Below are 19,587 nucleotides of genomic sequence, written 5' to 3' on the forward strand. Positions count from 1 at the left end.
AAGGTGGGAAAGAAGGTGGGAAAGAAGGTGGGAAAGAAGGTGGGAAAGAAGGTGGGAAAGAAGGTGGAAGGGGGCGAGAAGGGGGGCGAGAAGGGGGGCGAGAAGGGGGGGACGGCGAAAGGCGCGTCGCGGGGGGGTAAGCGCCCAGGTGCCGCTGCCGTTAGAACTGACCCCGATACTTGAATTTTTTTAATGTTTTACGCCGGGCGTTTTTTGAAACTCGGCTACTGGCGCGGACATTTGATTTTTTTCTGTAGAAACGTATTAATTTTTTTCATGTATCGCCTGCGTGGCAGCCTCAAGCTGCGAGTTTCCCCGTCCCGCAGCTGCACCGAGAGGCGGTGCCCGGTTGCGCCAGACCACGCCAGACCACGCCGAACCCCATCAGGCCGGATCAGGCCGCGTCAGGCCGTGGCGTGGGCGGTGCCGGCCTCACCCTCGCGCAGGGCCAGTTGTTGGCGCAGGTGCTTGAGCGAGGGGGTGACGATGGCCACGAAGTAGGCTTCGCGCAGGCGGCGCTGGGCGGTGGCGTTGCGCAGGTAGCCCCGGGCGCCCTGGTGCAGCATGGCGGCCTGGGCGGCGCGCAGGGACAGTTCGCCGCCGGCCAGGCGCAGGCGCAGGATGTCGGTGAGCAGCTCGGCCTGGGCCGCGCCGTCGGGCACCGTGTCGGCAAGCTCGGCCAGGCGGCGGGTTTCGCTACGGGCGGCGGCCAGCACCCGGCGCAGGTCGTCGGCCTGGTCGTCCTCGAAGCGGTTGATGTGCTGGTGGGTGCGGGCGGTGCCGTCCACCAGGCGGATGCAGTCTTCCACCAGTCCCAGGCCCATGCCCAGCTGGGCCAGGATCATGCCGGGCTGGATGCGTTTGAGGTAGTCGGCGGCGCAGTCCGGGTGGGCCAGCACCCGGGCGTCGTCGATGCGCACGTTGCGGAACTGGCAGGCGAAGGTGCGGGTGCCCTCCAGGGCGGTGAAGTTGGCCCCGTCGGCGAGCTTGAAGCCGGGCTGGCCGCAGTCCACGGCGAAGAAGACCAGCCCGCCGTCCCCATCGTCGCCCTCCACCGGGCAGCCGGTGACGAAGACGTGGTCCGGCCCCAGGTTGGACACCCAGGGCAGGGTGCCGTTGATCTCGTAGCCGCCTTCGACGCGCCGGGCGCCGAGCAGGAAGCGCTCGATCCGGCAGCAGGCCTTGAAGGTGTTGGACAGCCCGGTGCCGCCCAGGCGCCGGCCTGCCGCCAGGTCCGGCAGCAGTTCGGCTTGCAGGGCGGCGTTGTCGCAAAGCTGGAGGTAGCGCACGCAGGCGGTCTGGCACCACACGGCGAAGGCGGTGGACAAACAGGTTTCGCCCACCCGGGCCATGATGGCGATGGTCTCGGCCAGGCCGCTGCCGCCCTGCCGCCAGGCGCCGCCCCAGGCCGGCGCCGCCACCCGGGCGTAGCCGCCCAGGCGGCCCAGTTCGCGCAGGAAGTCTTCCGGGTATTCCCCGTCCTGGTCGATCCGGTTGACCCGGGGCGCCAGCTGGCGGGCGATCAGGGCGTCGAGGGCGTTCAGATCGACGCCGGGGATTGCCGTGGGCAGGTCGGTGGCACGGGTGGAAGAGGCGGCGGAGGCGGTCATGGCGGGTCTTTCGTGAAACGGGGGAGGGCGGGAAGGGCGAAGCTCAGGCCCCGGCCCAGCGCCGGTGGGCCTGGCGGGCCAGGCAATCGAGCAGGAAGCCGAGCAGGCCGATGAACAGGATGGTGGCCATCAGCTCGCCGTAGGCCAGCCGGTCCCGGGTGTCGAGGATGAAGTAGCCCAGGCCCGCGTCCACGCCGAGCATTTCGGCAGGCACCAGTACCACCCAGATCAGGCCGATGGCCAGGCGGATGCCGGTGAGCAGGTGGCTGGCGATGGCCGGGGCCACCACCCGCCACAGCCGCTCGCGGCGGTTGGCTCCAAGGCTGTCGGCCAGGGTCAGCCATTGGGGGTCGATGGCGGCGATGCCGGCGGCCACGTTGAGCACGATGGGCCACACCGCGGCGCACACCAGCAGGAAGACCACCGGGGCGTCCCCCACCCCCAGGGCCATCACCGCCAGGGGCATCCAGGACAGCGGCGAGATCATGCGCAGGAACTGGAAGACCACCGAGGTGGCCTGCTCGAAGCGGCGCAGGGTGCCCACCAGTAGGCCCAGGGGCACCCCAGCCAGCAGGGCGAGCAGCAGCCCCAGGCCGACCCGTTGCAGGCTGACCCGGGCGTGGTGCCAGATCTCGCCGCCGTGCCACAGGGACTGGGCGGCGCGCCAGGTGTTTTCCGGCGAGAAGCGCCCGGCCATCAGGCCGAGGGGCGTGTCCCGCCCCAGGCTGTGGACCGCCAGCCACCACAGGGCGCCGCTGGCGGCCAGCCCCAGGAGGGGCCAGCCGGCCAGGCGGATGCCCTGTGCGGCGAGGCGGATGGCGGCCGTGGTCGCGGCCGGGGCCGCGCCGCCGTCCGCCGGAGCGAAGCGGCTCATGCCTGGAGGGTCTCGCTGCGCACGTACTTCTCGGGCAGGCCGAAGGCCTTCAGGCCGCCCACCGAGGCCACCGCCTTGCGCACGAAGCGGTCGTCCACCAGGTCCTTGGCCACGGCGGCCGGGTCCAGGGTGGCGAGGAAGCCGTTGTCGCCTTCGAGCTGGGTGTGCTTGAGCAGCTTCACCAGTTGCTCGGTGTAGGAGGGGAAGGGGTAGGGCTGGAAGTCGATGCGCGCTTCCTTCCACTCCTTGTGGCGGATGGCCCCCTCGGCGATGTAGCGCTGCTCTAGCTCCGGGTTGTTCACCAGCACCCGCTCCAGCACCGGCAGGGGGAAGGGGGTGTATTTGCCCGGGCCGTCCTTGGCCAGCAGCTGGGCGCCTTCCTGGCGGTGGTCGCGCAGCCAGTGCTGGGCCTTGACCACGGCGTTGACCACCTTCTGGGACCACTCGGGCCGGTCGTTCAGGTCCCGCTCGTGCATGGTCACCACGCAGCAGGCGTGGTCGCGCCACACGTCGCCGGTAAAGCGCAGGATGCGACCAATGCCGTTAGTCTCGGCGGCGGCGTTGAAGGGCTCGGCGACGATGAAGCCGGCGATCGCCCCGTTGGCCAGGGCCGGCCCCATGTCTGCCGGGGCCATTACCGCCAGGGCCACCTCGTTGGGCTTGAGGGCGCCGGTGGGCTTGGTCGCCACGGTCAGGCCGTTCTCGCGCAGCAGGTGTTGCAGCACCACGTTGTGGATCGAATACCAGAAAGGCACGCCGACCTTCTTGCCGCCCAGGTCCTTCACCTGCTGGATGCCCGGGGCCACGGTCAGGGCCGAGCCGGCCATGTGGTTCCAGGCCACCACCTTGGCCGGGAAGCGGCTGCCGTAGCGGGCCCACACGGTCATGGGCGAGAGCAGGTGCACCACGTTCACCTGGCCGGCCATGAAGGCTTCGACGATCTGGGCCCAGGAGCGGAACAGGCGCGGCGCCTCGACCTTGAGTCCTTCGGCCTCGAACAGCTGGCGGGCGTGGGCGATCAGCAGGGGGGCGCCGTCGGTGATGGGCAGGTAGCCGATGCGCACCGGGTCGTCCGGATTGGCCGCCCGGGCCAGGCCGGGCAGGGCCACGGCGCCGGTGAGCAGGGCGGAGAGACGCAGGAAGTCGCGGCGGGAGAGGGACTGGCGGTCGAAGGCGGCGTCGGGGTCGGCGGCGTGGGCCGGGGCGGTCGGGTCGAGATCGAGCATGGAGCGGGCCTCAAGTGGAGTGGATACAGGGGCGGGCGGCGGCCGGGGCCGCCAGGGTGTCGAGGATTTCCTCGCGCAGGGCGTTGAGGGCGGCGGAGCGGTGCAGGCGCGGCGCCCGGCCGTCCGGGCGCCATTCGCCGACGATGCGCGCCGGGTGGCCGGCGAGCAGCAGCACCCGGTCGCCGATGCGCAGGGCCTCGTCGATGTCGTGGGTAACCAGCAGGGCGGCGGCCTGGCGCTGGTGCGCCAGTTCCACCAGCAGGTCCTGCATGGCCTCCCGGGTTACCGCGTCGAGGGCCGAGAAGGGCTCGTCCAGGTAGACGATTTCCGGGTCCCGGGCCAGGGCGCGGGCCAGGGCGACGCGCTGAGCCATGCCGCCGGAAAGGGCCTGAGGGCGCTTGGCGGCGTGGCCAGCCAGGCCCACCTGGGCCAGGGCCTTGTTCACCCGGGCGGCCTGGACTGTGCGGGATTCCTTGGCGCGGCAGGCGAAATCCAGGCCGAAGGCCACGTTGCCGGCCACGGTCAGCCAGGGCAGCAGGGCCGGGGACTGGAACACCACGCTGGCCGCCGCCGCCCGGGCCTTGCCGCTGCTATTACCGGTGGCCTCGCCGTGCAGGCGCACCTCGCCGGCCCCGGGCTCGGCCAGGCCGGCCAGCAGGCGCAGCAGGGTCGATTTGCCGCAGCCCGAAGCGCCGATCAGGCAGACGATCTCCCGCCGCCCGATGGTCAGGTCCACCCCGGCGAACACCGGCTGGGGGCCGTAGGCGAAGGACAGCCCCCGGGCGTCGAGCAGGGGGGCGTCGTCCAGGGGGAAAGGGGCGGGGGCGGCGGCGCGCATGGTCAGGCGGCGCCGTTCTCGCCCGGCGGCTGCCAGCGGTAGGCCGCCAGCTCCGGGTTGAGTTCGGTTTGGGCCAGGGAATTGCTGAAGTTGCACAGGGTGGCCAGACTGACGCCGAGGATCACTTCGAGCACCTGCTGCTCGCCATAGCCGGCGGAGAGGAAGGCGTCCAGCTCGGCGCCGGTGACGGCGCCGCGGCGGGCGATCACCGCCCGGGTGAACACGGCCAGGGCGTCGAGTTTGGCGTCGGGCAGGGGCTGTTGCCGGCGCAGGGCCTCCACCAGGTCCTCGGCCAGCTTGCCCTGCTTGTAGGCGATGGCGGTGTGGCCGGCGACGCAGAAGGTGCAGCCGTGGATGACGGCGGCGGTGATCTGCACGGTTTCCCGCTCGGCCAGGGTGAGGCTGCTGCGGCTGTTGATCTCGCCCACGGTCAGGTAGGTTTCCAGGGCCGTCGGGGCGTTGGCCAGCATCCCCAGCAGGTTGGGGATGAAGCCGTTCTTGGCCAGGGCCTTTTCCAGATAGGGGCGGCTGGCTTCCGGGGCCGATTCGAGGGTTTGCAGGGTGAGGCGGGACATGGGGCTTCCTTTGTGGAGTGCGGACGGTGGGCAGGGCGTCGATACGCTACGGGGATTGTCCCGGCCGGGCCGGGATGGCCTCAATGCGTGGCCGTCCGCATCTTTTGCTCGTTCGTCTCGCCCGGCCGTGGCCGGGCGCTCAGGCCGCCTGGGGCGTTGCGGCCTCGGGCTGGCAGCGGCGCCGGTAGGCCCCGGGGAGCACGCCGGTGGCCTTCTTGAAGGCCCGGGAGAAGGCGGCGTCCGATTGGTAGCCGACCTGTTCCGCCGCCCGGGACAGGCTCGTGCCTTGACGGATCAACTGGCTCGCCACCTTCATGCGCAGTTGCAGCAGGAACTGGCTGGGGGAGGTGCCGCACACGTGCTGGAAGCGCTTGAAGAAGGTGGCCCGGGACATGTGGGTCAGATCGGCCATGGCTTCCACGGTCCACTCCCGTTCCGGGGCGGCGATCAGGGCGTCGAGCAGGGGGGCGAAGCCGGGCTGGGCGAGCAGCGCCCACAGCCCGGCGCTCACTTCCCGGCGCCGGCACAGGTGGCGGACGACGTAGAAGAAGAGCAGCTCCACCAGCCGCGCCACCAGGGGCGAGGGGGCGTCGCCGGCCCGTTCCGCCTCGGCCAGGATCAGGTCGAAGAGGGGCCGGGCCTCGGCCAGTTCGCCGTCCCCGTCGGGAATCACCACGTAGTCGGGGAAGGAGCCGAGCAGCAGGTCGGTGAGCCGAGTGCGGAATTCGAAGAAGCCGCAGGCCAGGGCCACGCTGCCGGGGACGGAGCGGTCCAGGGGCGCCATGGCCGCGCGGGGCGCGTCGGCGGCCCGGGCCGGGTCGGCCTCGGGGCTGAGCACGTGGGGCACGTCGCGCAGAAAGAACACCGCGTCGCCGGCCTGGAGGGGGCGGCGCTCGCCGGTTTCGGGCAGGTGCAGCCAGCACCGGCCGTTGAGCACCACGTGGAAGCCGGCCCGGGAAAGGCCGGTGATCGAAGCCTTCCAGGTGCCGCAATACTGGCCCAGGTGAAACAGGGTGGTATCCAGGTCCAGGCTGCCGAGCAGCCAGTGGATGAGCCGGTCCTGACGTGACGACATGGCGCTCCCCAAAGCCGGAGGGCCCGCGCGGCGGAGCGGCGGGCGGCGGTTGAACAGGGGGGCATGGTAGGCAGGGGCGGCCCGGGGGTTAAGGAAGAAAAACCGATATGGTTATGCCCGCCTGGAAAATGGGTTGTGAGCAGGCGGGCAGGTGAGTAGAGGCTGCGGGGCGTCGGCCGGGTGGGCAGCCTAGGGGATGGATGCCGGCGCCCGGGGGGGGCTGCCTCACTTCATGCGCGAGCGCAGCTTGACGATCTCCCCGTCCACCGCAAAGGTGCCGTGGCCCCGGTGGTGCAGGGTGCGTGGGTCCTTCACCGCCGGGTCGATCCAGGCCTGGATCACTTCGAGGACGAAGAAGTTGTAGCGCTCCACCAGGGCGGTGTCGGCCACGGTGCATTCCAGGTTGGCGTAGCACTCGGCGATGAGCGGTGCCGCAACCTGGCCGGCCGGGACCGGAGTGAGGCCGAAGCGGGCGAACTTGTCGGTGTCGCGGCCGCTACAGTTGCCACAGCCGACCACCTGGCGGGCCAGGTCGGCGGTGGGGATGTTGATGACGCATTCGCCCTGCTCGGAGAGGGCGGCGAAGGAATGGTCCCGGCCGCTCATGACGCAGCCGACCAGGGGCGGCTCGAACTCCATCATGGTGTGCCACGACAGGGTCATGACGTTGGGCCGCTCGCCGTCGAAGGTGCTGACCAGCACCACCGGGCCGGGTTCGAGCAGGGCGTAGACCTTGCCCAGGGGGAGTTTTCGCTTGGCCATGGCCGCCTCCGTCGCGTTGTCGGTGCCTGGGGGCATTGTGGACGGCGGCGGGCACGGCGCCAAGGCGGGCGGCCCGCCGTGGGGGCGGAGCTGGGAGGGGCGAGGCTGGAGCGGGGCTACGGATCAGACCCACGCCAAGCCCGGATTAGAGGCGAATCAGGCCCCGTCGGGGGCGCTGCCGACGGTGCGGTTGCGGCCGGCTTCCTTGGCCCGGTAGAGGGCGTCGTCGGCGCGCTTGAGGGTGGCGTCCAGGGATTCGCCGGGCTGGAACTCGGTGACGCCGATGCTCAGGGTGATGGCCGGCGACAGGCCCAGGGCCCGGGTCTGGTCCTCGACCACGTGGCGCACCCGTTCCGCCAGCCGGAAGGCGTCGTCCTCGGCGCACTGGGGGAAGAGGATGAGGAATTCCTCGCCGCCCCAGCGGGCGCAGACGTCGTAGTCGCGGATGCTGTCCTGGATGCAGCGGGCGGTGTGAGCCAGCACCGCGTCGCCGGCGGCGTGGCCCCGGGTGTCGTTCACCGACTTGAAGTGGTCGATGTCGGCCAGGCCCACCGAGAAGGTGCCGCCGTTGCGCGCCACCTGGCTGATCTCGGTGTCCAAGCGCTCCAGCAGGTAGCGGCGGTTGGGCAGGCCGGTCAGCTCGTCCCGGGTGGAGATCAGGTGCAGCCGGTCGTTCAGCTCCCGCAGCATGGTCTGGTAGCGGTCGCTGATGCGCACGATCTTTTCGATCTGGCGCACCTTGCGCTGGTAGCGGTCGGCGTAGTTGAGGCCCCGGTCCCGCTCGGCCTGCTGGAAGTGGTCGGAAATGCGGGTCAGCCGATCCAGCAGGCGCTGCTGGGTCCGGTAACGGTCGAACAGCGCCTCCAGCGCCGGGCGCAACGGGTTGCCGTCGTGCTCCGCGCGCAGCAGGGTCTCGATGCGCTGGTCGAGTTCGTCGTCGTCGGGTCGGCTGGACACGGCTTACGTCCGGGCGGTGATTTCGAAGGGGAAGGTGCAGTCTTCCTTGAATTCCTCGGCCAGCTGGCCGACCCGCTCGTTGGCCGCGTCGTAGCGCCACACGGCGCTGATGCCGGTGCCCCGGGTGTGGGCTTCCTCGAGCATGTCGAGGATGTCCATCAGGGCGCGGATGCTGCTGGTGTTGAGGTAGAGCAGGTCCAGTTCCAGGCGCAGGGGGCGCTTGGCCTCCCGGAGGAAGCGTTCCACCCAGTCGATCACCGGCTGGAACAGCTCGAAGGAATTTTCCGGGTAGGAATCGCCCTGCATGTGGACGGTGCCGTCCTCCCAGTTGGCCTGGATGGCGGGGGTGGAACTGGTTTCGCTGATGTTCAGGTTGTCGGTTGTCATTTTTATAGGACCACGCGCAGGCTGAAGAAGGACCACTCGCCGTCGATCGGGCGCAGCGAGCAGATCAAAGGCTGGGAGGCCTTGCGCGCCATGTCGATCAGGCCGAGGCCCGCACTGTTGTTGTTGAGTTCGTCCCGGGGCTGGCGCAACTGGGCCTTGAAGGCGGCCTTCAATTCGTTCTTGTCCATGCCGGCCAGGCTGGCGATGCGGGCGGCCAAGGTGGCGCCGTCGCCGGCCCGTACCACGTTGCCGGCGCTGACCACGTGGCGGCCTTCGTCGTCGTGGGAAACCACGATGGTCGAGGTGGCGGCATGTTCTTGCAGGTTGTTCAGCACCGTGTAGCGGCGGATGTTCTGGGTCAGTTCGATGTACACCGAGAACACGTCCGACACCGAGGAGGGCGATTCCTGCAACCCTTCCATGTGCTTGCGCAGGGCCTTGCCGATTTCCTCGATCAAGGTGGCGGTGAACGGCCCGTTGAAGCAGAGCATGATCTTCTGCCGGTTGAAGACCTCGCGCAGCGAATAAACGTCCAGTTGCTCCATGTATGACTCCCCAGGGGACGCGGTATTTTAATGGTTACGGGCGATTGTCGAAGCGGAACGCCATCACGGTGATGTCGTCGCGCTGGGGCAGGGCGCCCCGGTAGGCTTCCAGATAGGCCGCCAGGCGGTCGCGCTGCTCGGCCAGGGGTGCCTCGGCGTTGGCCTGGACCCAGTCGCTCAGGCGGCGCTCGCCGAAACCGTAGCCGTGTTCGCCGCCGGCCTGGTCGAGCAGGCCGTCGGTGGCCAGGTAGAAGGTGCGGCCCGGTTCCAGCCCCACCTCCCGGTTTTCGTAGGTGCCGGGCTTGCGGTCGTTGAGGCCGCGGCGCTGGCCGCGGATCTCGTGGCACTGGGTGCCGTCGCTCCAGAACAGGGACAGCTTGGCCCCGGCGAAGCGCACCAGGCCGCGGCGCAGGTCCACGTAGCACAGGCCCATGTCCATGTTGGTGGCGATCTGGCCGAAGCGGTCGTCGCTGGGCAGCATGGTGCGGGCCACCTCGTCGGTGCGGGCGAGCAGGGCGGCCGGATCGTTCCATGGCGTGTCGGCGGCGGCCACGCCGATGGCGGCGTGGGCGATCATGGTCATGAAGGCGCCGGGCACGCCGTGGCCGGCACAGTCCACCACGCCGAACAGGCAGCCGTCGTCGTTGGCCCGGTACAGGTAGAGGTCGCCCCCCACCACGTCCCGGGGCAGCCACAGGACGAAGTATTCGCCGTGGAAGGCCTGGGACAGGTCCCGGTCGGGCAGGATGGCGCTCTGGATCAGGCTGGCGTAGCGGATGCTGTCGGTGAGCTTGCGGTGGGTTTCGGCCATCTTGCGGTTGGCGTCGGCCAGGTCGGCGGTGCGTTCCTCCACCCGCCGTTCCAGTTCCTCGGTATGGGCCCGCACCTGCTGGGCCATGGCGTCGAAGGCCCGGGTCAGTTCGCCGATCTCGTCGCGGCGGCGCGAGCGCAGCCGCACGTCGTAGCGGCCGGCGGCGATCTGCCGCACCGAGCCAGTGAGGCGGGCCAGGGGCAGCAGCACCAAGCGGTCGAAGCCGGCGGTGGTGAGGGCGAAGATGAGCAGCAGCAAAACGGCGCCGCCGATGCCCACGGCGACGATCATCCCCTGGTCGAGGACCTTGCTCGCCGCCAGGTCCACCGCCGTGACCACTGTCCAGTCCAGGGAGGGGATGTAGGCCAGGGCGAGGAGCCGGTCCTGCCCGTCGAGCCGGGTCTGCAAGGTGACCGCCCGGCCGCTGTCGGCGGCGCTCTCGGCCAGGGCGGCGCGCAGGGCGTCGCGGGCGTCATCGTCGTCGAGTTGGCGGAAGATGCTCTTGTCCGAATCGGCCTTGCTCACCGCCGCGTATTCGACCTTGGACGGGTCCGGGTGGGCGACGATGGTGCCGGTCTGGTTGATGACCAGGGTGGTCAGCCCGGGCTCCGGGGAGGTGACGAAATCCTGGAGGAAGCGGGAAAACTCGAAGCCGGTGCCGGTCAGGGCGATGGGCCGCCCGGCCCGGTCGTGCACCACCACGTTGGTCCACACCTTGGTGACCCGCAGCTTCTCGTCCGGGTTCACGTTGACGGCGTGGGTCTTGACCTTGTCCAGGGTGGCGTAGAACCAGGCATCGTCGGGGGAATTCCGGTGCAGGGTGTAGCGGGGCCGATCGCTCAGGTCGGCGTCCTTGTCGCTCAGGTAATAGTGGCCGCTCAGGGCGCTGGCGAGGAAGAAGTTCTGGTCGGCGAAGCCGCGCCGGTAGCTGTCGCCGTCGCGGAAGAAGCGCTGACGCTTTTCCGGGTTGTTCTCGTCCTCGATCCATTCGCGCAGCAGGGCCGAATCCGCCAGGCGCTCGGCCAGGGCCAGCTCGCGGCCGAGGAGGGACAGGATGCGCTGCTGGGTGAGCAGGGCGTTGTTGCGGGCGAAGGCGGCGCCGAAGTGGCCGCGGATGTCGTCGGTGACCTGACGGCCGACCAGCAGGCCGGCCACCACCAGCACGGCGGCGAGGCCGAACAGCAGCAGGGCGGTGCGGGCGCGCAGGCCCCAGCGGATGCGGCTTTCACCGGCCTGGGCGGATTGTTCGGTTTGTTCTTGTGACAACGGAGACCCCCTTGTGGAATGTCGCGGGGCGGCGCTGGGGCTGCATCGGGACAGAGGGCTATCTTAAGGGATTTCGCGGGTGGGGATTTCGCGAATGGGATTCCAGGGATGCGGGCCGGCGCTGTCCCTGGGATGGCGCCGGCGGCCATGGCGTTTCATTCGCCGCGCCTTGCCGGGCGCGGCCTGGGCAAGATCAGGGACGGACCGCCCGGGGGGCTTCCAGGCCGTTGCGCCGCAGCCACAGGTGGAAGTCTTCCGCCGCCAGGGAGCCGCTCACGGCGGTGGCCTGGTGGTCGGCGTCGAACAGGTAGGTGCGGGGCATTTCGCCGTGCCACTGGCGGTCGATCTCGAAGCGCAACCGCTCCGGGGCGGCGTCGCCGAACACCCAGGTGCGCCGCTCCCCCAGCCCGGCCTGGCGCAGCAGCGGCGCTAGGGCCGCGGCGTCGTCCGGGGTGTCGGTGGCGATCACCACCAGGTCCAGCTGGCGGTTAGCCTTGGCCGCGGCGCCCAGCATGGCCAGGTTGCCCTTGCAGTAGGGGCAGTCCAGCCCCCACAGGGTGACGATGAAGGGCTTGCCGCTACGGGCGGACTTGATGCGGGCGTAGTCGCCGGGCTGGAGCGGCGTCAGGGCGCCGGCCAGGGCCGGCAGGGCGGCGCCGAGCAGCAGGAGGGCGGCGAAGCGGGCGAGCAGGCGGGTCATGGTGTCGAGGCGGCGGAGGGTAGGACGGGAGCGGAGGGCGGACATCGTCGGGGGGCGTGTCGGCGTCAGTGGCGGTGGGGCGCCGGGGCAGCCGGAGGTTCTGGGGATTCCAGGGCGATCAGGCGGTAGCCCTCGGGCTGGCTGTTCCAGGACAGGTAGGGGCGGCCCCGGTCGCCGATCAGTTGGGGATGGTCCGAGGCGCCGCCGCTTTCGGCCAGGGGGCGGGGGGTGTCCCAGGTGCGGCCGCCGTCCGTGGAGTGCTGGGCGAAGACCCGGGTTGCCTGGCCGTCGAATTCCTTCCAGGCCAGCCAGACCGCGTCGCCCCGGACGAACAGGGCCGGGTGGGACGCCAGTTCGCCACCGACGCGGCGGGGCGGCGCCAGGGGGGCGCCGTTGCGATCCAGGGCCTGGTATTGCAGGGACGGGGCCGCGCCCACCAGGTTGAACCAGGCCAGGTGGCGGGTGCCGTCGCCGGCCACTGCCAGGGCCGGGCCGTGGTGGGGGCAGGCATCCACCTGCCAACGGTCGTCGCTGCCCTTGGGCGGCTCGGTGCCATCGGCGATGCCGCCCAAGGGCGCCAGGCCGTGGTCCCGGATGCTCTTGCCCTGGGCGTCGGCATAGACGTGGCGCCACAGGGCCAGGGGGCGGCTGCCGGCAGGGGCGGCGGGGTCGTTGGCCAGGGCGATGCGGCAGCATTCGCAGGTGTGGGCGGCGTGGCGGGCGTTGGCGCCGAAGGTGGCGCCGTCGTCCCGGGATTCGGCGTAGTAGATCGCCGCGCCCCGGTAGGCCTGTCCCTGGCGCTTGGCCGCCTCGCCCTCGCGCTTGTCGATCCAGGCCAGGTAGAGGCGCCCGTCCGGTCCCCGGGAGAGGGTCTGGAAGCGGTGGGTGATGGGGGCCGTATCGTCGTTCACCGTGATCGGCGCGGAAAAGCTGTGGCCGCCGTCGGTGGAGCGGGCGAAGCGCACGTGGCCGGCGTAGGGCACGTTGGCGAGGGGCGAAGTCCAGGCCACCCAGACCTGAGCAGGCGGGGGAGCGGTGCCTGCCGGTGCGTCGGGCAGGGCCGCCAGGATGTCCGGACGGAGTTCGCCCTCGGCCGCCACCGGCTCGGGCACGGCGTTGACGGCCACCGGCGCCGAGAAGTGGGCGCCCAGGTCGTCGGAGTGGTCCACCACCAGCCGCCCGCCTTGCTCCGGGGCGACCCGCACCCGCCACAGCCGTCCGCTGCCGTCGAAGGCGGCGCCCACCGCCAGGGGCGGGCGGGGCGCCTTGGCGCCCTTTGAAGCCGTGGGTGCGCCGTGGCCTTCATGGCCCTCGTGGGCGCGGGCCGGCGGGATGGTTGCCGCGAACAGCGCAGACAGCAGGGGCAGGACGAAGAGCGCGCTCCCTACGGAAAGAGGGCGTGGAGCGACGATGCGGAACAGGGGAGCGGGCATGGCGGTGAAACCGGGTGGCGCGGGAGCGGGAAAAGCACGGGCGGGAGAAATACGGACAAGCCGGGCGGGGCAAGGAGAGGAGCTGCCGAAGAAGGCAACCCGCAGGCTGCCCGCCGACCAATGCTCCCATGCTAACAGCCGGGGGGCGGCCTGCCCGCGCGACAAAATGCCACATGTGCGGCCGCGGCGCCGGCGCGCATCATGCGCCCCGCCCGACGTCGCACGGGGTGCGCGGCGGGGGGAGGGCGCGTCTTGCGCCGCTGCTGCCGCTCCGGCCGGGATTGGTGCCGGAAGCGGGGCAGGCAACACAGCAATTCAGAAATCAGCAGTCGAAAGAATCGGGGAACAACGTGGGGAAGCATCTGCAAAAAACGCGGCTGGCCATGGCCGTGGCGGTGGCCTTCGGGCATCTGGGCGCGGCCTGGGCGGCCGATGAGGGCATGGAAAAACAGTTGGGCGAGATGGTCGTCCAGGGGGGCAAGGACAGTGCGCCGGCGGTGCCCGCCAACTTGCCGGCCACGGTGGAGAGCGTCACCGCCCGGCAGATCGACCAGCAGGTGAACGCGGTGACCGCCGCCGAAACCCTTAAGTACCTGCCCAGCATCGTGGTGCGCGAGCGCTACATCGGCGACCGCAACGGCATCGTCTCGACCCGCACCAGCGGCACCGTGTCCAGCGCCAACACCATCGTCTATGCCGACGGCCTGCTGCTGTCGAACTTCCTCGGCAACGGTTATAGCAACCCGCCGCGCTGGGGCATGGTGTCGCCGGAAGAGATCGACCGGGTGGACATGATCTACGGCCCGTTCTCGGCCCTTTACCCGGGCAACGCCATGGGCGGGGTGGTGCTGATGAGCACCCGCATGCCGACCAAGTTCGAGGCCCACGCCAGCATCCAGGGCTTCCAGGAACGCTTCAAGCTCTACGGCACCGACGAGACCAACAACGGCACCCACGCCACCGCCTCCCTGGGCAACAAGGTGGGCGACCTGTCGTTCTGGCTGAGTGCCGACCACCTGAACACCCACGGCCATCCCATGAGCTTCGGCACCGCCGGCTTCAAGGGCGGCGCCGGCGGCACCACGGTTACCGGCGCCTACCGGGACCTGGACCAGAACGGGGCGCCCCGGGTGGTGACCGGCGCTTACAGCATCGACCACACCGTCCAGGACAACGGCAAGCTCAAGCTGGCCTACGATTTCTCCCCGACCCTGCGCGCCACCTACACCCTGGGCCTGTGGCAGAACACCTCGGATACCGCCGCCCAGACCTACCTGCGCGATTCTCACGGCAACGCCTACTACAACACCCCGACCGGCCAGTACGTGAACATCGGCGGGCAGAACTACACCGTTTCCGGCGTGAACCCGGGCCACAGCGAGAGCGAGCACCTGATGCAGGCCTTCTCGCTCAAGTCCAACACCGGCGGCGAATGGGACGGCGAGGCGCTCATCAGCACCTACCACTACGACAAGGACGTGTCGCGCACGGCGGCCAACGTGGGTACGGATTCGGGCCTGGGCACGGTGCGTCCGGGCGGCCAGGCCATCTACATGGACGGCACCGGCTGGGACACCCTCGACCTGCGCGGCGAATGGCGTCCGGGCGGTTCCTTGGCCAGCACCCACCAGGTCAGCTTCGGCTACCACTACGACCTCTACGCCCTGCGTTCGCGCACCTACAACGTGGCTTCCGACTGGCTGCGCGGCAGCCTGGGCGCCCTGACGTCCTCCTCGTTCGGCAACACCCGCACCCAGGCCGTCTATCTCCAGGACGCCTGGCGCTTCAAGCCCGACTGGAAGGTGGTGCTGGGCGGCCGGCTGGAAAACTGGAGCGCCTACGGCGGCAGCAATTACAGCACCAGTGTCAAGCTCGGCCCCAAGGCGCTGAGCTACGACAACCGGGAGCAGACCAATTTCTCGCCCAAGCTGGCCCTGTTCTTCCAGGCCACGCCTGATTGGGAGCTGCGCGCCTCCCTGGGCAAAGCCTACCGCTACCCCACGGTCAGCGAGCTGTTCCAGAGCTCCGCGCAGGGGGGGCAGACCACCTTGCAGAACGATCCCAACCTGAAGCCCGAACAGGTGGTGTCCACCGAACTGACGGCGATGCGCGGGCTGAAAAACGGGCTGTGGCGCGTCTCCCTGTTCCAGGAGGACAAGCGCGACGCCTTGTATTCCCAGACCGACACCACGGTGTCGCCCAGCGTGACCAGCATCCAGAACATCGACAAGATCCGCACCCAGGGCGTCGAAACCGCCCTGCAAATGACCGACCTGTGGGTGCGCGGGCTGGACCTGGCGGGCAGCGTCACCTATGCCCACTCGAAAATCCTGGAAGACGCCCGCAACCCGGCGGTGGCGGGCAACATCCAGCCCCGCATCCCCAACTGGCGGGCCACCCTGGTGGGCACCTACCGGCCTTCGGCGCGGCTGTCCTACACCCTGGCCGCCCGCTACAGCGGCCGCCAGTACAACTCCCTGGGCAATACCGACGGCAATCCCGACACTTACGGCGGCGCTAGCCGCTTCCTGGTGGTGGACGCCAAGGTCAATTACCAGCTGGCCCGGCAGTGGAGCGCCTCGGTAGGCGTGGACAACCTGAACAACTACAAGTACTTCGTCAGCCCCCACCCCTACCCGCAGCGCACCTTCTTCGCCAAGCTCAAGTTTGACTACTGAGCGCACGATCGCTCGGCGGGACGGCGGCAAAGGCCGCTGTCCCTTACAATGCGCCCTTGTCGTCGCTTCAAACGATTCAAGGGCGTTTTTTCATGGCAGAGATTTTCGTCAGTACCGACGTGGAGGCGGACGGCCCCATCCCCGGTCCCCATTCCATGTTGTCCTTCGCCTCGGCGGTCTACACCCAGGAGAAGGAGCTGATCGCCACCTACAGCGCCAACCTGGAACTGCTCCCCGGCGCCGCCGGCCATCCAGAGACCATGCGCTGGTGGAAGAGCGAGCCGGCCGCCTGGGCCGCCCACCGGGAGAACGTCCGGCCGCCGGAAGAGGTGATGCCCGAGTACGCCAAGTGGGTCGAGGCGCTGCCGGGCAAGCCGGTGTTCGTCGCCTACCCGGCCGGTTTCGACTTCACCTACATGTTCTGGTACCTGATGCGCTTCGCCGGATGCTGCCCGTTCTCCTGGTCGGCCCTGGACATCAAGACCTTCGCCATGAGCCTGACCGGGCTGCCCTACCGCAAGACGGTCAAGCCGCGCCTGCCCCAAGCCTGGTTCGAGGACTTTCCCCACACCCACGTGGCCCTGGACGACGCCCTGGAGCAGGGCGCCCTGTTCTGCAACATGTGGACCTTCTGGAAGGAACAGCGCGAGCGCCTGGGCATCGGCGAGGATCTGGCCGCTTATGTGGAGGCCTGGAAGGCCGAGCGGGCCGCGGCCCGGGCCGCCGAAGAGGCGGAAGCCGAAGCCCTGGCGGCGGCTGCCGCGGTGGCGGACGGCCCCGCCGTTACGTCCGGCGACAAATAGGCACACTTTTCCTCACGGCGGCCCGGCACTTTTTCCCGGTGGAAAAGTCCGAACCCTTGAAAACGACCCTCTGCGCCCCATCTTGGAGACTGAGCAGTCGTTTCGGAAAGGAGCCGTCATGAAAGTGGTCTTCAACAGCGAGCACTATGCAGTGGTGTCCTACGTGGCCCAGCACGGTTACGAGCTGGTGGAGAAGGACTCCGGCCGCATGCTGTTCATCCAGGGAGCGCGGGCGGATCACTTCCATGCCGCCATGCGCCAGGTTGTCACCGAACAGCAGGGCGACAGCGACGAGATTGACGCTTTCCTTGCCGACTATTGCGAAGGCACGACCCAACCGATCAGTTTCCATTGAATCCGGCGCCGGGGCTTATGCTCCTGCCCAATTGCCGGAAAAGCAGCGCGGAGCCGGTATAATTCCGCTTTTTTCGACGATCGAGGGGACAATCGATGGGACGCGTCATTTCCGACTACGTGTCTGACCACACCAAGTTCATCGACGAGGCGCTGGCCGAGAACCCGGCCTGGGTCGAGGATCAGGCCAAGGGCCGCGCCCTGTGGTGGGACCGCCCGCAGACCCTGGATGAGCTGAAGCGCAGCGACGAATCCAAGGTGGCGCAGAAGTCCTACCCCTACGACGTGACCACCAAGTAAGCCCACCAAGTTCCACAGCGGGTTTGCAGCGAGAACGGCAAGGTTTCGACCTTGCCGTTTTTCTTTTGCCGGTGACGTGTTTTTTTGAGAACGATTCCTGTTTGCGAATTGTTCTCGTATAATGCTCACCCTCGGGCTTTACGCCCGGCCTACACCACAACACAACGCCACCGCGTCACGCCAGCCACCCACGCACCCGCCAGGCCGCTCGCCAGATCGCATTCGCTATCTCTCGGGAGTCTTCATGGCCTTGGCCGATGCGCTGCCGCGCGCCTTTGCGCGGCGTCCTGTTTCCATTCTGCTTGCCGCTTCCTGGGCTGCCCTGGCTGCGCAAGCCCACGCCGACACCGCCGCCGGGGACCGCACCCTGGGCGAAGTGGTGGTCACCGATGCCCAGGGGGGCGACGTTTCGTCGGAAAAAACCGGCGCTTACACGGTGCGCAAGAGCCGCGCCTCGTCCGGGCTGGACCTGTCCCTGCGCGAAACGCCCCAGTCCGTGTCGGTGGTGACCCGGGCGAAGATGGACGACTTCAAGCTCGACAGCGTGAACGATGTGCTTGAGAGCACCACCGGGGTGACGGTGGAACGGGTCGAGACCGATCGCACCTACTACACTTCCCGGGGCTTCGACATCACCAACTTCCAGGTGGACGGCATCGGCGTCCCCTTCGTCTATGGCAACCTCTATGGCGACCTGGATACGGCGATCTACGACCGGGTCGAGGTGGTGCGCGGCGCCAACGGCCTGATGTCGGCCACCGGCAACCCCTCGGCCACCGTCAACTTCGTGCGCAAGCGCCCGACCCTGGGCTTCCAGGGGGCGGCCACTGCCACCGTGGGTTCCTGGAACCAGCGCCGTTTGGATGCGGACGTGTCCGGCGCCCTCAACGAGGCGGGCACCCTGCGCGCCCGCTTGGTGGGGGCCGTGTCCGACCGGGATTCCTACCTGGCTCGCTACTCCCTGGCCAAGAACGTGTTCTACGGCGTGCTGGAAGCCGACCTGAGCGACAGCACCACTCTGGCCTTCGGCCACAGCATCCAGGACGGCTACGCCAAGCGTCCCCTGTGGGGCGCCCTGCCGCTCTACTACACCGACGGCACGCCGACCAATTATTCCCGCTCCACCAGCACCGCCGCCGACTGGTCCTACTGGAACAACCGCACCACCACCACCTTCACCGAGCTCGCCCAGCAGCTCGGCGAGAGCTGGCAGGCCCGTTTCGTCCTGACCCACACCGTGCAGACCTCGTCGAGCAAGATGTTCTATGTGTACGGTACCCCCGACCGGGCCACCGGCCTGGGGCTCTACAGCTATCCGTCCAGCTACCAGTCGGACAGCAACCAGACCATCGCCGACCTCTACGCCAGCGGCAAATTCACCCTGGGCGGGCGGCGTCACGACCTGACCCTGGGGGTGAGCTGGTCCCGGGCCTCCCTGAGCGACTTGTCGGGCTACGGCGTGGGCATCGGCACCGCCCTGCCGCCCCTGCAAGGCTGGAACGGCAGCTACCCGGAACCGTCCTTCGACGCCGCCACGGACGGCAGTTCGTTCGTGGACCGGCGCCGCAGCGCCTACGCGGCGGCCCGCTTCAATCTGGCGGACGACTGGAAGCTGGTTGCCGGGGCCCGTTCCACCAGCGCCCAGGGCAGCGGCGCCAGCTACGGCGTCAGCCGCCAGACCAGCGCCCACGACGTGACCCCCTACGTGGGGCTGATCTACGACCTGACGCCCAACGTCTCGGCCTACGTCAGCTACACCGACATCTTCAATCCCCAAAGCCAGATCGACAGCCAGGGCCAGCCCCTCAAGCCCCTCACCGGCCGCAGCTACGAGGCCGGCGTCAAGGGCGAGCTGTTCGACAAGAAGCTCAACGCCTCCCTGGCCGTGTTCAAGACCAAGCAGCACAACGCCGCCGAGCAGGCCGGCTACCTGGGGCCGAAGGCCTACTACCGGGGCGTGGACGCCAATTCGGAAGGCTACGAACTCGACGCCTCGGGCAGCATCACCTCCCGCCTCCAGGGCAGCGCCGGCTTCACCCACCTGCGCATCAAGGACGACCAGGGCAACGACAGCCGCACCTACGTGCCGCGCAACCTGCTGCGCCTGTCCACCACCTACCGGCTGCCATTCGCCGATCAGGTCAAGGTGGGGGCCAGCATCAACTGGCAGGGCGCCATCTACCGCAACCAGGGCAACGGCATCGTCACCCGCCAGCCCGGCTACGCCCTGGTCAACCTGATGGCCCGCTACGACGTGAGCCGGGACGTGAGCGTGTCCGCCAACCTGTACAACGTGACCAACGAGAAGTACCTGACCAGCCTGTACTGGGACCAGGCCTACTACGGCGCGCCGATCAACGGCAGCGTGTCGGTCACGGTCAAGTTCTAAGGCT

19 protein-coding genes are annotated in these 19,587 nt (G+C 69.2%); 6 read left to right on the plus strand and 13 right to left on the minus strand.

All coding sequences use genetic code 11. The features are described 5' to 3' along the window. A partial coding sequence (locus tag LWW89_RS16675; protein ID WP_293266212.1) for a hypothetical protein occupies positions 1 to 183 on the plus strand: 183 nt, incomplete at its 5' end. Between the two features lie 221 nt (positions 184 to 404). Here the strand turns inward: LWW89_RS16675 and LWW89_RS16680 are convergent. From LWW89_RS16680 to LWW89_RS16740, 13 genes are all read right to left on the minus strand, one after another. Next, complete coding sequence (locus LWW89_RS16680) at positions 405 to 1,610, minus strand: acyl-CoA dehydrogenase family protein (RefSeq protein WP_293266214.1); 1,206 nt, start codon at positions 1,608 to 1,610, stop codon at positions 405 to 407. A 43-nt stretch (positions 1,611 to 1,653) separates the two neighbouring features. Beyond that, positions 1,654 to 2,484 carry an ABC transporter permease gene (locus LWW89_RS16685; RefSeq protein WP_293266216.1) on the minus strand — a complete coding sequence of 277 codons (831 nt, stop codon included), beginning with the start codon at positions 2,482 to 2,484 and terminating at the stop codon, positions 1,654 to 1,656. After that, on the minus strand, positions 2,481 to 3,710 hold the full coding sequence (locus LWW89_RS16690; protein ID WP_293266218.1) for an ABC transporter substrate-binding protein: 1,230 nt from the start codon (positions 3,708 to 3,710) through the stop codon (positions 2,481 to 2,483). Before LWW89_RS16690 ends, LWW89_RS16685 begins: the two co-directional genes overlap by 4 nt. 10 nt (positions 3,711 to 3,720) lie before the next feature. Continuing rightward, positions 3,721 to 4,548 (minus strand): ABC transporter ATP-binding protein, encoded by an 828-nt coding sequence (locus LWW89_RS16695; protein WP_293266220.1) that lies wholly within the window; start codon positions 4,546 to 4,548, stop codon positions 3,721 to 3,723. Positions 4,549 to 4,550: 2 nt separating this feature from the next. Then, on the minus strand, positions 4,551 to 5,123 hold the full coding sequence (locus tag LWW89_RS16700) for a carboxymuconolactone decarboxylase family protein (protein WP_293266222.1): 573 nt from the start codon (positions 5,121 to 5,123) through the stop codon (positions 4,551 to 4,553). A 139-nt stretch (positions 5,124 to 5,262) separates the two neighbouring features. Continuing rightward, complete coding sequence (locus LWW89_RS16705; protein ID WP_293266224.1) at positions 5,263 to 6,198, minus strand: AraC family transcriptional regulator; 936 nt, start codon at positions 6,196 to 6,198, stop codon at positions 5,263 to 5,265. Positions 6,199 to 6,423: 225 nt separating this feature from the next. Continuing rightward, the gene (locus tag LWW89_RS16710; RefSeq protein ID WP_293266226.1) at positions 6,424 to 6,960 is read right to left on the minus strand and encodes a flavin reductase family protein; all 537 of its coding nucleotides are present in this window, start codon (positions 6,958 to 6,960) and stop codon (positions 6,424 to 6,426) included. A gap of 156 nt (positions 6,961 to 7,116) precedes the next feature. Further along, positions 7,117 to 7,917, minus strand: coding sequence for a biofilm regulation diguanylate cyclase SiaD (gene siaD, locus LWW89_RS16715; protein ID WP_293266228.1), 801 nt, complete (start codon positions 7,915 to 7,917; stop codon positions 7,117 to 7,119). Between the two features lie 3 nt (positions 7,918 to 7,920). Further along, a complete protein-coding gene (gene siaC / locus LWW89_RS16720; RefSeq protein ID WP_293266230.1) occupies positions 7,921 to 8,304 on the minus strand; it encodes a biofilm regulation phosphoprotein SiaC in 384 nt (127 codons plus the stop codon). Between the two features lie 2 nt (positions 8,305 to 8,306). Then, a complete protein-coding gene (gene siaB, locus LWW89_RS16725) occupies positions 8,307 to 8,849 on the minus strand; it encodes a biofilm regulation protein kinase SiaB (protein WP_293266232.1) in 543 nt (180 codons plus the stop codon). Positions 8,850 to 8,883: 34 nt separating this feature from the next. Further along, entirely contained in the window at positions 8,884 to 10,926 is a 2,043-nt protein-coding gene (gene siaA, locus LWW89_RS16730; protein ID WP_293266234.1) for a biofilm regulation protein phosphatase SiaA, read from the minus strand. A 193-nt stretch (positions 10,927 to 11,119) separates the two neighbouring features. After that, the gene (locus LWW89_RS16735) at positions 11,120 to 11,671 is read right to left on the minus strand and encodes a hypothetical protein (protein WP_293266236.1); all 552 of its coding nucleotides are present in this window, start codon (positions 11,669 to 11,671) and stop codon (positions 11,120 to 11,122) included. 20 nt (positions 11,672 to 11,691) lie between these two features. Further along, complete coding sequence (locus LWW89_RS16740) at positions 11,692 to 13,059, minus strand: sialidase family protein (protein WP_293266238.1); 1,368 nt, start codon at positions 13,057 to 13,059, stop codon at positions 11,692 to 11,694. A gap of 350 nt (positions 13,060 to 13,409) precedes the next feature. Here LWW89_RS16740 and LWW89_RS16745 point away from each other — a divergent pair, with 350 nt between their 5' ends. The 5 genes from LWW89_RS16745 to LWW89_RS16765 all read left to right on the plus strand — a co-directional run bounded on the left by LWW89_RS16745 (position 13,410) and on the right by LWW89_RS16765 (position 19,583). Further along, positions 13,410 to 15,737: a TonB-dependent receptor gene (locus tag LWW89_RS16745; RefSeq protein WP_293266240.1), complete on the plus strand. Its 2,328-nt coding sequence runs from the start codon at positions 13,410 to 13,412 to the stop codon at positions 15,735 to 15,737. 92 nt (positions 15,738 to 15,829) lie between these two features. Beyond that, the gene (locus tag LWW89_RS16750; RefSeq protein WP_293266242.1) at positions 15,830 to 16,540 is read left to right on the plus strand and encodes an exonuclease; all 711 of its coding nucleotides are present in this window, start codon (positions 15,830 to 15,832) and stop codon (positions 16,538 to 16,540) included. A 118-nt stretch (positions 16,541 to 16,658) separates the two neighbouring features. Next, positions 16,659 to 16,895, plus strand: coding sequence for a DUF3567 family protein (locus LWW89_RS16755; protein WP_293266244.1), 237 nt, complete (start codon positions 16,659 to 16,661; stop codon positions 16,893 to 16,895). A 95-nt stretch (positions 16,896 to 16,990) separates the two neighbouring features. Then, complete coding sequence (locus LWW89_RS16760) at positions 16,991 to 17,194, plus strand: DUF3460 family protein (protein ID WP_293266246.1); 204 nt, start codon at positions 16,991 to 16,993, stop codon at positions 17,192 to 17,194. Positions 17,195 to 17,438: 244 nt separating this feature from the next. After that, positions 17,439 to 19,583 carry a TonB-dependent siderophore receptor gene (locus LWW89_RS16765; RefSeq protein ID WP_293266248.1) on the plus strand — a complete coding sequence of 715 codons (2,145 nt, stop codon included), beginning with the start codon at positions 17,439 to 17,441 and terminating at the stop codon, positions 19,581 to 19,583. The last annotated feature ends 4 nt before the right edge of the window (positions 19,584 to 19,587 follow it).

This window comes from Oryzomicrobium sp. (genome assembly GCF_021287045.1).
Taxonomy (GTDB): Bacteria; Pseudomonadota; Gammaproteobacteria; order Burkholderiales; family Rhodocyclaceae; genus Oryzomicrobium.

What these genes read in the sequence shown, in the direction of transcription:
- siaB (WP_293266232.1), bottom strand. Translation starts at nt 8,849, where the DNA reads ATGGAGCAACTGGACGTTTATTCGCTGCGCGAGGTCTTCAACCGGCAG.
- LWW89_RS16765 (WP_293266248.1), top strand. Translation starts at nt 17,439, where the DNA reads ATGGCCTTGGCCGATGCGCTGCCGCGCGCCTTTGCGCGGCGTCCTGTT.
- LWW89_RS16760 (WP_293266246.1), top strand. Translation starts at nt 16,991, where the DNA reads ATGGGACGCGTCATTTCCGACTACGTGTCTGACCACACCAAGTTCATC.
- LWW89_RS16680 (WP_293266214.1), bottom strand. Translation starts at nt 1,610, where the DNA reads ATGACCGCCTCCGCCGCCTCTTCCACCCGTGCCACCGACCTGCCCACG.
- LWW89_RS16755 (WP_293266244.1), top strand. Translation starts at nt 16,659, where the DNA reads ATGAAAGTGGTCTTCAACAGCGAGCACTATGCAGTGGTGTCCTACGTG.
- LWW89_RS16705 (WP_293266224.1), bottom strand. Translation starts at nt 6,198, where the DNA reads ATGTCGTCACGTCAGGACCGGCTCATCCACTGGCTGCTCGGCAGCCTG.
- LWW89_RS16710 (WP_293266226.1), bottom strand. Translation starts at nt 6,960, where the DNA reads ATGGCCAAGCGAAAACTCCCCCTGGGCAAGGTCTACGCCCTGCTCGAA.
- LWW89_RS16700 (WP_293266222.1), bottom strand. Translation starts at nt 5,123, where the DNA reads ATGTCCCGCCTCACCCTGCAAACCCTCGAATCGGCCCCGGAAGCCAGC.
- LWW89_RS16750 (WP_293266242.1), top strand. Translation starts at nt 15,830, where the DNA reads ATGGCAGAGATTTTCGTCAGTACCGACGTGGAGGCGGACGGCCCCATC.
- LWW89_RS16740 (WP_293266238.1), bottom strand. Translation starts at nt 13,059, where the DNA reads ATGCCCGCTCCCCTGTTCCGCATCGTCGCTCCACGCCCTCTTTCCGTA.
- LWW89_RS16685 (WP_293266216.1), bottom strand. Translation starts at nt 2,484, where the DNA reads ATGAGCCGCTTCGCTCCGGCGGACGGCGGCGCGGCCCCGGCCGCGACC.
- siaC (WP_293266230.1), bottom strand. Translation starts at nt 8,304, where the DNA reads ATGACAACCGACAACCTGAACATCAGCGAAACCAGTTCCACCCCCGCC.
- LWW89_RS16735 (WP_293266236.1), bottom strand. Translation starts at nt 11,671, where the DNA reads ATGTCCGCCCTCCGCTCCCGTCCTACCCTCCGCCGCCTCGACACCATG.
- LWW89_RS16695 (WP_293266220.1), bottom strand. Translation starts at nt 4,548, where the DNA reads ATGCGCGCCGCCGCCCCCGCCCCTTTCCCCCTGGACGACGCCCCCCTG.
- LWW89_RS16690 (WP_293266218.1), bottom strand. Translation starts at nt 3,710, where the DNA reads ATGCTCGATCTCGACCCGACCGCCCCGGCCCACGCCGCCGACCCCGAC.